The organism is Streptomyces aureoversilis (genome assembly GCF_042657885.1).
GTDB lineage: Bacteria > Actinomycetota > Actinomycetes > Streptomycetales > Streptomycetaceae > Streptomyces > Streptomyces aureoversilis.
Genome location: NZ_JBHSKJ010000015.1, coordinates 1 through 13,700, shown reverse-complemented (window position 1 = coordinate 13,700; position 13,700 = coordinate 1). Strand labels below are relative to the sequence as shown.

11 protein-coding genes and 1 pseudogene are annotated in these 13,700 nt (G+C 72.4%); 7 read left to right on the top strand and 5 right to left on the bottom strand.

The window, feature by feature from the left end; translation table 11 throughout:
- The first annotated feature begins 157 nt into the window (after positions 1 to 157).
- The 3 genes from ACFPP6_RS24600 to cimA all read left to right on the top strand — a co-directional run bounded on the left by ACFPP6_RS24600 (position 158) and on the right by cimA (position 4,670).
- Positions 158 to 1,243: a branched-chain amino acid aminotransferase gene (locus tag ACFPP6_RS24600; RefSeq protein ID WP_382046251.1), complete on the top strand. Its 1,086-nt coding sequence runs from the start codon at positions 158 to 160 to the stop codon at positions 1,241 to 1,243.
- A gap of 171 nt (positions 1,244 to 1,414) precedes the next feature.
- Positions 1,415 to 2,779: an MFS transporter gene (locus ACFPP6_RS24595; RefSeq protein ID WP_382046248.1), complete on the top strand. Its 1,365-nt coding sequence runs from the start codon at positions 1,415 to 1,417 to the stop codon at positions 2,777 to 2,779.
- A gap of 283 nt (positions 2,780 to 3,062) precedes the next feature.
- Positions 3,063 to 4,670, top strand: coding sequence for a citramalate synthase (gene cimA, locus ACFPP6_RS24590; RefSeq protein ID WP_382046245.1), 1,608 nt, complete (start codon positions 3,063 to 3,065; stop codon positions 4,668 to 4,670).
- A 102-nt stretch (positions 4,671 to 4,772) separates the two neighbouring features.
- Here the strand turns inward: cimA and ACFPP6_RS24585 are convergent, their stop codons facing one another.
- Positions 4,773 to 5,405: a TetR/AcrR family transcriptional regulator gene (locus ACFPP6_RS24585; protein ID WP_382046242.1), complete on the bottom strand. Its 633-nt coding sequence runs from the start codon at positions 5,403 to 5,405 to the stop codon at positions 4,773 to 4,775.
- An 85-nt stretch (positions 5,406 to 5,490) separates the two neighbouring features.
- On the opposite strand from ACFPP6_RS24585, the gene ACFPP6_RS24580 reads away from it, so the two are divergent.
- Positions 5,491 to 7,017, top strand: coding sequence for an FAD-dependent monooxygenase (locus ACFPP6_RS24580; protein WP_382046239.1), 1,527 nt, complete (start codon positions 5,491 to 5,493; stop codon positions 7,015 to 7,017).
- 12 nt (positions 7,018 to 7,029) lie between these two features.
- On the opposite strand, the gene ACFPP6_RS24575 is transcribed toward ACFPP6_RS24580, so the two are convergent.
- Positions 7,030 to 7,647 (bottom strand): YceI family protein, encoded by a 618-nt coding sequence (locus ACFPP6_RS24575; protein WP_382046236.1) that lies wholly within the window; start codon positions 7,645 to 7,647, stop codon positions 7,030 to 7,032.
- A 228-nt stretch (positions 7,648 to 7,875) separates the two neighbouring features.
- Here ACFPP6_RS24575 and ACFPP6_RS24570 point away from each other — a divergent pair, with 228 nt between their 5' ends.
- The 3 genes from ACFPP6_RS24570 (at position 7,876) to ACFPP6_RS24560 (ending at position 12,287) form a co-directional block, all read left to right on the top strand.
- Positions 7,876 to 10,275, top strand: a complete 2,400-nt coding sequence (locus ACFPP6_RS24570) for a polysaccharide lyase 8 family protein (protein WP_382046233.1) — start codon at positions 7,876 to 7,878, stop codon at positions 10,273 to 10,275.
- 219 nt (positions 10,276 to 10,494) lie between these two features.
- Entirely contained in the window at positions 10,495 to 12,078 is a 1,584-nt protein-coding gene (locus tag ACFPP6_RS24565) for an acyl-CoA carboxylase subunit beta (RefSeq protein WP_382046230.1), read from the top strand.
- Between the two features lie 11 nt (positions 12,079 to 12,089).
- Positions 12,090 to 12,287, top strand: a complete 198-nt coding sequence (locus tag ACFPP6_RS24560) for an acyl-CoA carboxylase subunit epsilon (RefSeq protein ID WP_058046428.1) — start codon at positions 12,090 to 12,092, stop codon at positions 12,285 to 12,287.
- Positions 12,288 to 12,378: 91 nt separating this feature from the next.
- Here ACFPP6_RS24560 and ACFPP6_RS24555 read toward each other — a convergent pair whose 3' ends face one another.
- The 3 genes and pseudogenes from ACFPP6_RS24555 to ACFPP6_RS24545 form a co-directional block, all read right to left on the bottom strand.
- Positions 12,379 to 12,960 carry a GTP-binding protein gene (locus tag ACFPP6_RS24555; RefSeq protein ID WP_049717346.1) on the bottom strand — a complete coding sequence of 194 codons (582 nt, stop codon included), beginning with the start codon at positions 12,958 to 12,960 and terminating at the stop codon, positions 12,379 to 12,381.
- Positions 12,941 to 13,465, bottom strand: coding sequence for a DUF742 domain-containing protein (locus ACFPP6_RS24550; protein ID WP_382046226.1), 525 nt, complete (start codon positions 13,463 to 13,465; stop codon positions 12,941 to 12,943). The genes ACFPP6_RS24555 and ACFPP6_RS24550 overlap by 20 nt, the downstream gene beginning before the upstream one ends.
- Before the next feature lie 83 nt (positions 13,466 to 13,548).
- Positions 13,549 to 13,700 (bottom strand): annotated as a pseudogene (locus ACFPP6_RS24545) (roadblock/LC7 domain-containing protein); the annotation flags it as partial.

Genomic DNA, 13,700 nt, shown 5'->3' with positions numbered 1-13,700 from the left:
CATCGACCCGGGCCGCGCGCACGTTTTCCGTCCACGGCCCCACGAGCGATAATCGAACGTGGGGCCGCGGCATGAGGGGAAGCTCGGATGCCCTGACACCGTCAGGGACGGGGCGAGCTCGCGGTCCGCCACACACAAAGGTGAAGGACACGCACTCATGACGACGCCCACGATCGAGCTCAAGCCCTCTTCGCACCCGCTGTCGGACGCGGAGCGGGAGCAGATCCTGGCCAACCCCGGCTTCGGCCGCCACTTCACCGACCACATGGTCACGATCAAGTGGACGGAAGGCCGGGGCTGGCACGACGGCCAGCTCGTTCCGTACGCGCCGCTGTCGATCGACCCGGCGAACATGACGCTGCACTACGCGCAGACGATCTTCGAGGGCGCCAAGGCGTACCGCCAGCCCGACGGCTCCGTGGCCATCTTCCGGCCGGAGGAGAACGCCCGCCGCCTGCAGGCCTCCGCCCGCCGCCTGGCCATGCCCGAACTGCCCGTCGAGACCTTCATCGAGGCGTGCGACGCCCTGGTGAAGCAGGACAACGCCTGGGTGCCCGGCTCCGGCGAGGCCTCGCTGTACCTGCGCCCGTTCCTGTTCGCGACCGAGGTGGGCCTGGGCGTCCGCCCGGCCAACGAGTACATGTTCGTGGTCATCGCCTCGCCCGCCGGCGCCTACTTCCCCGGCGGTGTGAAGCCGGTCTCGGTGTGGCTGAGCGAGGAGTACGTGCGCGCGTGCCCCGGCGGCACCGGTGCCGCCAAGGCCGGCGGCAACTACGCGGCCTCCCTCGTCGCCCAGGCCCAGGCCATGGAGCACGGCTGCGACCAGGTCGTCTGGCTGGACGCCATCGAGCGCCGCTGGATCGAGGAAATGGGCGGCATGAACCTGTACTTCGTGTACGGGGACAAGATCGTCACCCCCGAGCTCACCGGCTCGCTCCTCCCCGGCATCACCCGCGCCTCGCTGATGACGATCGCCGCCGACCTCGGCCACGAGGTCGCCGAGGGCCGCATCTCCGTGGACGACTGGAAGAACGGCTGCGCCGACGGCACCCTCACCGAGGTCTTCGCCTGCGGCACCGCCGCCGTCATCACCCCGGTCGGCACCGTGAAGTCGGCCCGTGACGGCTGGACGGTCGCCGACGGCCGGCCGGGCGAGGTGACGATGAAGCTCCGCAAGGCGCTCCTCGACATCCAGACCGGCGCCGCCGAGGACACCCACGGCTGGATGCACCCCCTGGGCTGAGGCCCGCCCGCCGTCCGCCCCCGGCCCCGTACGCACGCCCGTACGGGGCCGGGGACGAAAAGCCGCGCGCGTCGCGGCGGCGGCACCGTGAACGCAACGCACGCAAGTACGCATGATCGTTGCCGCCCGGACCCTTGTCCGGCCCCGTGCGTTCCGTCACCGTGATCGACCATGGGACAGCACTGGAAGAAGATCTGGGTCGGTTCGGCCGGCAACATGGTCGAGTGGTTCGACTGGTTCGTCTACGCGTCGTTCGCGACGTACTTCGCGGGCGCCTTCTTCCCCGCGGGCAACGACACCGCGAAGCTGATGAACACCGCCGGCATCTTCGCCGTCGGCTTCTTCATGCGCCCCGTGGGCGGCTGGCTGCTCGGCCGGATCGGCGACCGCAAGGGCCGCAAGGCGGCGCTCACGACGACCGTCACCCTGATGTCCGCCTCCGCCGTGCTCATCGCGGTCGCCCCGACCTACGCGGTCGCGGGCTACGGCGGCGTCGCCGTCCTCCTCGTCGCCCGGCTGCTGCAGGGCCTGTCGGTGGGAGGGGAGTACGCGGCCAGCGCCACGTACCTGACGGAGGCCTCCGCGCCGGGCCGCCGCGGCTTCGCCTCCAGCTTCCAGTACGTCTCCATGACGGCGGGGCAGATCCTCGGCCTGGGGCTGCAGATCGTGCTGCAGCACACGCTCTCCAGCAGCGAGCTGCACAGCTGGGGCTGGCGCATCCCCTTCATCGTGGGCGCGCTCGGGGCGGCCGTCATCTTCTACCTCCGGCGCAACATGCTGGAGACGGAGGCGTACACGGAGGCCACGGCGGAGACCGCGGGGGAAGGCGCCGGGGAGAGCGCCGCGCAGGCGGCGGAGCGCGGCACCATCCGCGCCCTCATGCGGCACAAGCGCGAGGCCTTCCTCGTCATCGCCCTCACCATGGGCGGCACCGTCGCGTACTACACGTACACCACCTACCTGACGAAGTACCTGTCCAACAGCGCGGGCCTGCCCAAGCAGACCGCGAGCCTGGTCAGCTTCTGCGCGCTGATCGTCTTCGCCTGTCTGCAGCCGCTCGCGGGCGCCCTCTCCGACCGCATCGGGCGCCGCCCCCTGCTGATCACCTTCGCGGTGGGCTCGACCTTCCTCACCGTGCCGATCATGACGCTGCTCAAGCACGCCGGGTCGTTCTGGCCGGCCCTCGGCCTGTCCCTGCTCGCCCTGGTCGTCATCACCGGCTACACCTCGATCAACGCCTGCGTGAAGGCCGAGCTGTTCCCGACGGGCATCCGCTCGCTGGGCGTCGCCCTGCCGTACGCGATCGCCAACGCGCTCTTCGGCGGCACGGCCGAGTACGTGGCCCTGTGGTTCAAGAAGGGCGGCATCGAGTCGGGCTTCTACTGGTACGTGGCGGGCTGCGCCGCGGTGTCGCTGATCGTCTACCTGACGATGCGGGAGACGCGCGACATCGACCTCAAGCGGGTGGGGCGCGCTCCCCAGGCCCTTCCGGAGGCGGACGCGGGCAAGGACGCGGGCAAGGTGCCCGCATCCTGAGACCCGCCCGCACCGCGGGCCCGGCGTGTGTCAGGATGCACCTATGCTCCCGTTCGCCATGATTATTGGCAGCAGGCGCGCCGGTCCGCAGTGACCGCCCCGTACCACCCCGTACGGAGCGGACACCGTCGTCCCAGACCCGCGCGCAGACCTCTCGCACCCGCGAGAGGTTTTTGCGTTTTCCGGACCACCCCACGCCGGAGGACGCAGGGCGAGGGTGAGCATGGGGACGGTGGAACGGGTAATTCCGGTAGACCGACATCCTCACAGGAGTCAGAGCAGCATGACGGACGCAACCGACGGCCCCGACGATCGCTTTCACGTCTTCGACACCACCCTGCGCGACGGCGCGCAGCGCGAGGGGATCAACCTCACCGTCGCGGACAAGCTGACCATCGCCCGGCACCTGGACGACTTCGGCGTCGGCTTCATCGAGGGCGGCTGGCCGGGCGCCAACCCCCGGGACACCGAGTTCTTCCAGCGCGCCCGGGAGGAGATCGGCTTCCGCCACGCGCAGCTCGTCGCCTTCGGCGCGACGCGCAAGGCGGGCGTGCGGGCCGAGGACGACCGGCAGGTCGCCGCGCTGCTCGACTCCGGCGCCCCGGTGATCACCCTCGTGGCCAAGTCCCACGACCGGCACGTCGAACTCGCCCTGCGCACCACTCTCGACGAGAACCTCGCCATGGTGCGGGACACCGTCTCGTACCTGCGCGGGCACGGCCGCCGCGTCTTCGTCGACTGCGAGCACTTCTTCGACGGCCACCGGGCCAACCCGGAGTACGCCCTGCAGGTCGTCCGCACCGCGCACGAGGCGGGCGCCGACGTCGTGGTGCTGTGCGACACCAACGGCGGCATGCTCCCCGCCCAGGTCGGCGCGACGGTGCGGGAGGTCATCGAGGCGACCGGGGCGCGCCTCGGCATCCACGCGCAGGACGACACCGGCTGCGCGGTCGCCAACACCCTCGCCGCCGTGGACGCCGGCGCCACGCACGTGCAGTGCACCGCCAACGGCTACGGCGAGCGCGTCGGCAACGCCAACCTCTTCCCCGTCGTCGCCGCCCTGGAGCTCAAGTACGGCCGCCGGGTGCTGCCCGCGGGGTCGCTCGCCGAGATGACGCGCATCTCGCACGCCATCGCCGAGGTCGTCAACCTCACGCCGTCCACGCACCAGCCCTACGTGGGCGTCTCGGCGTTCGCGCACAAGGCCGGCCTGCACGCCTCCGCCATCAAGGTCGACCCGGACCTGTACCAGCACATCGACCCCGAGCGGGTCGGCAACACCATGCGCATGCTGGTCTCCGACATGGCCGGCCGCGCCTCCATCGAGCTCAAGGGCAAGGAGCTCGGGGTCGACCTCGGCGGCGACCGGGAGCTGATCGGCCGCGTCGTGGAGCGGGTCAAGGAGCGCGAACTGGCGGGCTACACCTACGAGGCGGCCGACGCCTCGTTCGAGCTGCTGCTGCGCGAGGAGGCCGAGGGGCGCGCCCGGCGCTACTACCGCGTGGAGTCCTGGCGGGCCATCGCCGAGGACCGGCCGGACGGCATCCACGCCAACGAGGCCACCGTGAAGCTGTGGGCCAAGGGCGAGCGCATCGTCGCCACGGCCGAGGGCAACGGCCCGGTCGACGCCCTGGACCGGGCGCTGCGCGTCGCCCTGGAGCGCATCTATCCGCAGCTGGCCGCGCTCAAGCTGACCGACTACAAGGTGCGCATCCTGGAGGGCGGCCGCGGCACGGGGTCGATCACCCGCGTCCTGGTCTCCACGAGCGACGAGCGCGGCGAGTGGTCGACGGTCGGCGTCGCCGAGAACGTCATCGCCGCCTCGTGGCAGGCGCTCGACGACGCCTACGCGTACGGGCTGCTGCGGGCGGGCGTCGAGCCGCTGGAGTGAGCCGCGGGCGGGGTCGCGGACCGGGGCGCGGTCCCGGTCACGGGGCGGGGTGCGGGGCGGAGCACGGCGCGGGGCACGGGTCCTGAGCCCCGCGCCCGGCCGTCACAGGCCCTGGCCCGCCAGCCCGGCGCCGAGCAGGTCGTACGCCCGCTCGGCGTCGGCGTGGGCCGCGCCCAGCACGGCGACGGTGCTGCGGCCGGACGCCAGGCGCCGCCAGTTGTCCCGGGCCAGGACGTGGTGGACGGCGATGATCTGCGCCGCCGCCAGCCCCGCCGTCACCTCGTCCGCCCCCGCCTCCGCCAGGGCTTCGGCCAGCGCCCGTTCGTCCTCGGCGGCGTAGCGCATGAGGCGGGCCTGCAGGCTGGGCGTCGAGTAGAGCATGTCGCGGAAGGCCAGCACGGCGGGGACGTCGCACAGGCCCGTGACCGGGTCGTGGGCGTCGAGCCGCGCGTGGAAGTGGGCGCGCAGGGCGGCCAGCGGCGCCGTCCCGGAATCCCGCTCGCGCACGACGCGCGCCGCCTCCCCCTGGTGGTCGGCGATGCGGTGGAGGGCCAGGTCCTCCTTGGCGGGGAAGTAGCGGAACAGCGTCGGCTTCGACACCTCCGCGGCCGCCGCCACCTCGGCCACCGACACCTTGTCGAAGCCGCGCTCCAGGAAGAGGGCGATGGCGGTCTCGGACAGCGTCTGCCGCGTGCGCTGCTTCTTGCGCTCCCGCAGCCCTGTCTCCTCGTTCACGGGTTCCACCCTAGCAGGGCGAGCGTTACCCGGAATCTTTTGTTACTCGGTTGCGTTTTCTGGCCGGGCGGTCTTTCATGAGGGCATGACGACGACCAACGCCGCCGACGCGACGACCGCTACCGCCGTAACCGACGCAACCGACGTCCTGATCGTGGGCGCCGGACCCACCGGACTCACCCTCGCCTGCACCCTCGCCCGCGCCGGAGCGGCCGTACGGATCATCGACAAGTCCCGGGAGTTCCACCGCGCCTCGCGCGGCAAGGGCCTCAACCAGCGCAGCCGCGAGCTCTTCGACGACCTCGGCGCCGGCGCCGAGGCCACCGCCTCGGGCGTCGAGCACATCACCCTGCGCAAGTACCGCGGCGGCGTCGCGGTCGCCGACACCGTCCCCTTCGGGGACCGCACGCCCACGCCTGACATCCCGTACGCCGGCGGGCTGCTCATGCCGCAGTGGCGCACCGAGGAGATCCTGCGCGACAAGCTGGCGGAGTACGGCGTGGCGCCCGAACTCGGGTGCGAGCTGGCCGGATTCACCCAGAGCGCGGACGGCGTCGTCGCGACGCTCGCCGACGGGCGGCGCATCGAGGCCGCCTACCTGGTCGGCTGCGACGGCGGCCACAGCCCGGTGCGCAAGGCCCTGGGCGTGGGCTTCGAGGGGGCGACCGACGCCGAGGAGTGCATGGTGGTCGGCGACGTCCGCGTGGACGGACTCGACCCCGCCTACTGGCACCAGTGGTTCGACGAGGACGCGGCGGTCCTCCTCTGCCCCTTCCGCGGCAGCGCCCACTGGCAGCTGCAGGGCAGCCCCGAGCGCGGCGCCGACGGCCGGCCGGCCGCACCGACGCTGGAGTCGTTCCAGCGGCTCGTCGACCGCTGCTCCCGGGACGCCGGCATCCGGCTGTCCGACCCCACCTGGTTCTCCGCCTACCGCATCAACGTCCGGATGGCCGACCGCTTCCGCGTCGGCCGGGTCTTCCTCGCCGGGGACGCGGCCCACGTCCACTCCATCGCGGGCGGCCTGGGCATGAACACCGGCATCCAGGACGCCTTCAACCTCGGCTGGAAGCTCGCGCACGTGGTGCTCGGCCGCGCCGCGCCGGGGCTGCTGGACACGTACGAGGAGGAGCGGCTGCCCGTCGCCGCCTGGACGCTCGACCTCACGAACGAGCGGCTGCGCGCGGTGACCGAGGGCGTGAAGGAGGCCGGCGTCGGCACGGAGGTGGTGATCACGGACGACGTCACCACACTGGGCGTCGGCTACGGCTGGAGCTCGCTGGCATGGGGCGGTGCGAAGGCCGGCGGGCGGGCGCCCGACGCGCCCTGCCGGAACGGCCGGCTCTTCGACGTCTTCGCCGGGCCGCACTTCACCCTGCTCGGCTTCGGCCGGGGGAGCGCGGCGGCCCTCGCGGAGGCGGGGGAGAAGTGCGCGGGCCTGCTGCGCACGCACCTCGTCGAGGACGGGGACGACGTCGGCGGGCACGCCCGCAGGGCGTACGGGGTGGAGGGCGACGGGCTCGTGCTCGTACGGCCCGACAACCACATCGCGCTGAGCGCGGGTGCGGACCGAGGCGCCGAGGTCGTCGACCGTCTGCTGCGCCTCGGCCGGTGACACCGCACGGGGTCAGGCCTGCGGGGCGGCCTTGACCGCGGAGATGTCGAAGGTCAGCTTCACCTTGTCGCTGACCATCACCCCGCCGGTCTCCAGGGCGGCGTTCCAGGTCAGGCCCCAGTCGGAGCGCAGGATCTCGGCGCCGCCCTCGAAGCCGACGCGCTCGTTGCCGTAGACGTCGGTGGCCGAGCCGTTGAACTCCAGGTCGATGGAGAGCGGGCGGGTGACGTCCTTGATGGTGAGGTCGCCGGTGATGCGGTAGCGGTCCCCGCCGAGCTGCTCGGCGGCGGTGGAGCGGAAGCTCATCAGCGGGAAGCGCTCGGCGTCGAAGAAGTCGTCGCCGCGCAGGTGGGCGTCGCGGTCCTTCATGCCGGTGTCGACGCTCGCGATCCGCACGTCGATGGCGGCCGTGGAGCGGGACGGGTCGGTGCCGTCGAGGCCGAGGGTGCCCTCGTGCTCGGTGAAGGCGCCCTTGACGTTGGTGACCATGGCGTGGCGGACGGTGAAGCCGATGCTGCTGTGGGCGGGGTCGATGGTGTAGTCGCCGGTCAGGGCGGCCAGCGCGGGGTCGACGGTGCGCGGGGCGGGGACGGCGGGGGTCGCGCTCTGCTTGCGGCTGAAGAGGCCCATGGTGTGCTCCTTGGCTGAGTTCGTTTCGCTCCGGCCGAGTTCGTTGAATGTTCAACTTGACCGTGAAAGAACCGTAGCGCGCTCTGGTTGAATATTCAACATCTCCGCGAGGGTGAATTCCGGCCGACGCCGCCCCGGGGGCATTGCCAGGCCCCCGGCCCCGTGCCACGGTGTGCCTCCGGCACCGTCCGCACCGTCCCGCACCACGCGCCCCGGGGAGGACCCGCCGTGCTGTCCGGTTCCGCCGCACCCCTGCCGCCCGCCTGGACCCGCAGAGGATTCCTCGCCGCCTCCGTCGCCGGCACCCTCGGCCTCACCGCCACCGCCACCGCCACCGCCGCCACCGCCGAAGACGAGGCCGCCTTCGCCGCCCTCCGCGCGCGCTGGCGCGGCCTCATGCTCGGCACCGGCTTCGACCCCGCCGCGGAGCCTTACGCCTCCGCCCTGCGCCGCACCGGAGAGCTCGCCCGCACCTACCGCGCCGGCCTCGCCCCGGGCCCCGGCTCGCTCTGGCCCGACGCCCCCTTCGACCCGCCCTCCGGCATCACCCGCAGCTACGCCCGCCTGCACACCATGGCCCAGGCCCACGCCCAGCCCGGCACGGGGCTGACCGGCGACCCCGCCCTGGCCGCCGACACCCTCGCCGGGCTCGACCACGTCCACGCCCGCGTCTACCACCCCGCCACCACCCGCTACGGCAACTGGTGGGAGTGGCAGATCGGCAGCCCCAGGCTCCTCCTCGACAGCCTCACCCTCCTGTACGACGAGGCCGGCGCCGCACGGCGCACCGCCTTCCTCGCCGCCGTCGACCACTTCGTCCCCGACGCGATGCTCGGCGACTACACCGGCACCAGCACCGGCGCCAACCGCGTCGACCTGTGCCGCGTCGTCGCCCTCCGCGGCATCCTCGGCGCCTCCGCCGCCAAGACCGCCCTCGCCCGCGACGCCCTCTCGCCCGTCTTCCCCTATGTGACCCGCGGCGACGGCCTCTACGCCGACGGCTCCTTCGTCCAGCACACCCGCGTCGCCTACTCCGGCACCTACGGCCAGGTGCTGCTCGACGGACTCGGCCGGCTCCTCGCCCTGCTCCGCGGCTCCCCCTGGGAGATCACCGACCCCGCCCGGCGGACGGTCCACGACAGCGTCGAGAAGGCCTACGCACCTCTCATCCACGACGGGCTCGTCATGGACAGCGTCTCCGGCCGCGCCGTCAGCCGCGGCCTGCAGAGCGCCGACCCCGGACGGCAGCAGAGCGACCACCAGCGCGGCCACGCCCTCATCGCCGCCATCGCCCTTCTCGCCGGCAGCGCGAGCCCCGCCGAACGCACCCGCTGGCACGCGATGATCAAGGGCTGGGCCGCCCGCGACACCACCCTCCCGCTGCTCACCGACCCCGCCCTCGGCGTCGCCGACCTCGCCCGCCTCGCCGCCGCCTGCGCCGCCCCCGTGCCCCCCGCGCCCGCCCCCGTGGGGCACCGCCTCTTCCCGGCCATGGACCGCGCCGTGCACCGCCGCCCCGGCTGGACGGCCAACCTCGCCATGGCCTCCGACCGCATCGCCCACTACGAGAACGGCAACGGCGAGCACCCGCGCGGCTGGCACACCGGCGCCGGAATGCTCTACTGGTGGCGCGCGGGCGACGGGGCCCCGTACACGGACGCCTTCTGGCCCACCGCCGACCCCTACCGGATGCCCGGCACCACCGCCTCCGCCAAGCGGCTCGCCGGCAACGAGGGCGGCGCATGGGGCGAGCCCCGGCCCGACGTGCGCTGGGTCGGGGGAGTGACGGACGGCGAGTTCGCCGTCGCCGGCCAGCACCTCAAGGGGCTCTCCTCCACCCTGGAGGCCCGCAAGACGTGGATCTTCGCCGCGGACGCCGTCGTCTGCCTCGGCGCGGGCATCACCGCGCGCGACGGTACCCCGGTCGGCACCACGGTCGAGCACCGCGGCCTCGGCGCGCACGGGGCCCCCGCCCTCCTCGTCGACGGCGCGCCCCAGCCCGTCACCGACGGCTGGAGCGCCCGCTACGAAGCCGCCCGCTGGGTCCACCTCGAAGGCCACGGCGGCTACGTCCTCCCCGGCGGCGCCCCGCTCCACGCCCTGCGCGAGGCCCGCACCGGTGCCTGGCGCGACATCAACGCCGGCGGTGCCCCCGACCCCATCACCAGGCGCTACCTCACCCTCTGGCACCCGCACGGCATCGACCCCGCCGGCGCCGCCTACGCCTACCTCCTGATGCCCGGGGCGGGGCCCCGCGCCGTGGCCGCCCGCGCCGAGGACGACGCCTGGCTCGCCCTCCTCGCCAACACCGCCGCCTGCCAGGCCGCGCACCTGCCCGCGCTCGGCCTCACCGCCGCCGCCTTCTGGGCCCCCGGCGCCGCCGGCCCCCTCGCCGTCACGGCCCCCTCCGCCGTACTCCTCCGCGACCGCGGCCGGACCGCTACCCTCCATATGGCCGAACCGCTCCGGACGGGAACGCCCTTCGAAGTCGCCTGGGACCGCCCCGTGCGCCGCGTGACGGCGCACGACGCCACGGTGCGCGTCCTGTCGACAGGCGACAGCCTCCGGCTGCGCGTCACCCCCGGCACCGCCTGCGCCCCCCACCGCTGCACCGTGACCCTGGAATGACCCGGTGTGACACCGTCCGGGGCCCCGGGCGCGTCAAGTTCGCCAGCCTACGGGTCAGAGGCAAGAGTTTTGTTGAACGTCTACAACCTCACCCCCCTATAGGGGGGACCCCTACACCCGGCGGCTGCGCGGCTCTGTGCCGCCTGCCCACCAAAAGGCACATGACGTTGTATGGAAACGACATGAGTCCCGGGCGTCATCGCCACGTACCGTCTATGCATGAGCAATCTCGAAGGTGCGCCCGTAGAGGCGAGTGACGTCCGTGGGCGCGTCGCCGAGCTGCACGCCATTCGCGAGCAGGTTCGGCGTGGTCCGAGCGAGCGGGCGACCCAGGCCCAGAAGGCCAAGGGGAAGCTGACTGCCCGGGAGCGTATCGACCTCCTGCTGGACGAAGGGTCCTTCTCGGAGGTGGAGCCGCTGCGCCGGCACCGCGCCTCGGGGTTCGGACTGGAGAGCAAGAAGCCCTACACCGACGGTGTGATCACCGGCTGGGGCACGGTGCACGGCCGCACCGTGTTCGTCTACGCGCACGACTTCCGGATCTTCGGCGGCGCGCTGGGCGAGGCCCACGCCACCAAGATCCACAAGATCATGGACATGGCCATCGCCGCCGGCGCGCCCCTGGTGTCGCTGAACGACGGTGCCGGTGCCCGTATCCAGGAGGGCGTCTCCGCCCTGGCCGGCTACGGCGGCATCTTCCAGCGCAACACCAAGGCCTCCGGCGTCATCCCGCAGATCTCCGTGATGCTCGGCCCCTGCGCGGGCGGCGCGGCCTACTCGCCGGCCCTGACCGACTTCGTGTTCATGGTCCGCGAGACCTCGCAGATGTTCATCACCGGCCCCGACGTCGTCCGCGCCGTCACCGGTGAGGAGATCACACAGAACGGCCTCGGCGGCGCGGACGTGCACGCCGAGACCTCGGGCGTCGCGCACTTCGCGTACGACGACGAGGAGACCTGCCTGGAGGAGGTCCGCTACCTCCTCTCGCTGCTGCCGCAGAACAACCGCGAGAACCCGCCGCGCGTGGCGAGCGAGGACCCCGCCGACCGGCTGGGCGAGGCCCTGCTGGACCTGGTGCCCGCCGACGGCAACCGCCCGTACGACATGCGCAAGGTCATCGAGGAGATCGTCGACGAGGGCGAGTACCTGGAGGTCCACGAGCGCTGGGCCACCAACATCATCTGCGCCCTGGCCCGGCTGGACGGCCAGGTCGTCGGCATCGTCGCCAACCAGCCCCAGTCGCTGGCCGGCGTCCTCGACATCGAGGCCAGCGAGAAGGCCGCGCGCTTCATCCAGATGTGCGACGCCTTCAATATTCCGATCATCACTCTTCTGGACGTCCCCGGCTTCCTCCCCGGCGTCGACCAGGAGCACGGTGGAATCATCCGCCACGGCGCCAAGCTGCTGTACGCCTACTGCAACGCCACGGTGCCGCGCATCTCGGTCATCCTGCGCAAGGCCTACGGCGGCGCGTACATCGTCATGGACTCGCAGTCCATCGGCGCGGACCTGACCTACGCCTGGCCGACCAACGAGATCGCGGTGATGGGCGCGGAGGGCGCCGCCAACGTGATCTTCCGCAAGCAGATCGCCGAGGCGGACGACCCCGAGGCGATGCGGGCGCGCATGGTCAAGGAGTACAAGGCCGAGCTGATGCACCCGTACTACGCCGCCGAGCGCGGACTGATCGACGACGTGATCGACCCCGTCGAGACCCGGCAGGTGCTGATCCGCTCGCTGGCCATGCTGGCCACGAAGCACGCCGACCTGCCCTCCCGCAAGCACGGCAACCCGCCCCAGTAAGGGAGAAACGCATGAACGACACGCTGGTACGCGTGGAGAAGGGCACGGCGGACGCCGAGGAGCTCGCGGCCGTCACCGCCGTCCTCCTCGCCCGCGCCGCCGCCACCACGAACCACGCGGCGCCGCCCCGCCCGCGCCGTTCCACGGCCGTCTGGCGCCGCCTGGAGCGCACGCCGGGCTTCCGCGCGCCGCACAGCTGGCAGGGCTAGTACCCGCCGCCTCATCGACGCAGAAGGCCCCCGCACACACTCCGTGAGGAGCGTGGCGCGGGGGCCTTTTCGCGTCGGTGCGACCGACGCCTCACCGAAGGCGCGCCATCAGGGCGTGCTCGACCAGGGTGATCAGGGCGCTCTTCGCCTCGTTGCGGTGGCGGGCGTCGGTGGTGATGATCGGCGCGTCGGGGCCGATCTGCAGCGCCTCGCGGACCTCGTCCGGCGTGTAGGGCTGGTGCCCGTCGAAGCCGTTGAGGGCGATGACGAAGGGCAGGCCGCTGTTCTCGAAGTAGTCGACCGCGGGGAAGCAGTCGGCGAGGCGGCGGGTGTCGACGAGGACGACGGCGCCGATGGCGCCGCGGACCAGGTCGTCCCACATGAACCAGAAGCGGTCCTGGCCGGGGGTGCCGAACAGGTACAGGATCAGGTCCTGGTCCAGGGTGATGCGGCCGAAGTCCATCGCCACGGTCGTCGTGGTCTTGTCCGGCGCGTGGGTGAGGTCGTCGATGCCCGCCGAGGCGGACGTCATGACGGCTTCGGTCCGCAGCGGGTTGATCTCCGAGACCGCGCCGACGAACGTGGTCTTGCCCACGCCGAAACCGCCCGCCACCACGATCTTCGCGGAGGTGGTGGAGCGGGCTGCCTCGCCGCTAGAGGTTCCGAAGTCCACTGAGCACCCTTTCGAGCAGTGTCACGTCAGGCTGGCCGCCGGCGGACTCGTCGCCGCCGGGCTGATGGATGGCGACGAGCCCGGCCTCCGCCAAGTCGGCGACGAGGATTCGGGCGACGCCGAGGGGAATGGTGAGAAGTGCCGAGATCTCGGCGACCGACTTGATCTCGCGGCACAGGTGGCAGATGCGCTGGTGTTCCGGCAACTGCCCTTGGAGCTGGGCCGGCTGGGCCGTGGTGTGCACCAGCGCCTCGATGGCGAGCTGGTAGCGCGGCCGGGTCCGGCCGCCGGTCATTGCGTAGGGGCGGACCAGCGGGTTGTTCCGCTTGCCGCCGGAAGGGGACGAGGACGCCCTGCGGTGCTGCGACGTCTGTGGTACTTGCGGGGGCCGTGCCGGCTCCCCCTGCGCACGCTGGCTTGGTGCGGAGGGGAAATTGAAGCGGTTCAGCGGAGGCTGAGCCTGCTGATCATTGCCGTACGGGTAACCGCCGGGGGGCGTTGCCACGTCTCCTCCTCAACGTGCCTGTCTGCTGCTGGTCGCGCCACCGCACCCTATGGCGCGGTGGCGCGAAACGCACTGCCTCTTTGCTAGTTGAGAAGGCTCCCCTGCAGTTCGGCGCGGAGGTCCGGGGTGAGGACGTTGCCCGCGCGGTCGACGAGGAGGGCCATCTCGTAGCCGACGAGGCCGATGTCGCACTCGGGGTGCGCCAGCACGGCCAGGGAGGAGCCGTCGGAGATGG

Bases quoted from the DNA above. Each gene is read 5' to 3' on its own strand.
- ACFPP6_RS24600 (WP_382046251.1), top strand. From the start codon at position 158: ATGACGACGCCCACGATCGAGCTCAAGCCCTCTTCGCACCCGCTGTCG.
- ACFPP6_RS24595 (WP_382046248.1), top strand. From the start codon at position 1,415: ATGGGACAGCACTGGAAGAAGATCTGGGTCGGTTCGGCCGGCAACATG.
- cimA (WP_382046245.1), top strand. From the start codon at position 3,063: ATGACGGACGCAACCGACGGCCCCGACGATCGCTTTCACGTCTTCGAC.
- ACFPP6_RS24580 (WP_382046239.1), top strand. From the start codon at position 5,491: ATGACGACGACCAACGCCGCCGACGCGACGACCGCTACCGCCGTAACC.
- ACFPP6_RS24575 (WP_382046236.1), bottom strand. From the start codon at position 7,647: ATGGGCCTCTTCAGCCGCAAGCAGAGCGCGACCCCCGCCGTCCCCGCC.
- ACFPP6_RS24565 (WP_382046230.1), top strand. From the start codon at position 10,495: ATGAGCAATCTCGAAGGTGCGCCCGTAGAGGCGAGTGACGTCCGTGGG.
- ACFPP6_RS24560 (WP_058046428.1), top strand. From the start codon at position 12,090: ATGAACGACACGCTGGTACGCGTGGAGAAGGGCACGGCGGACGCCGAG.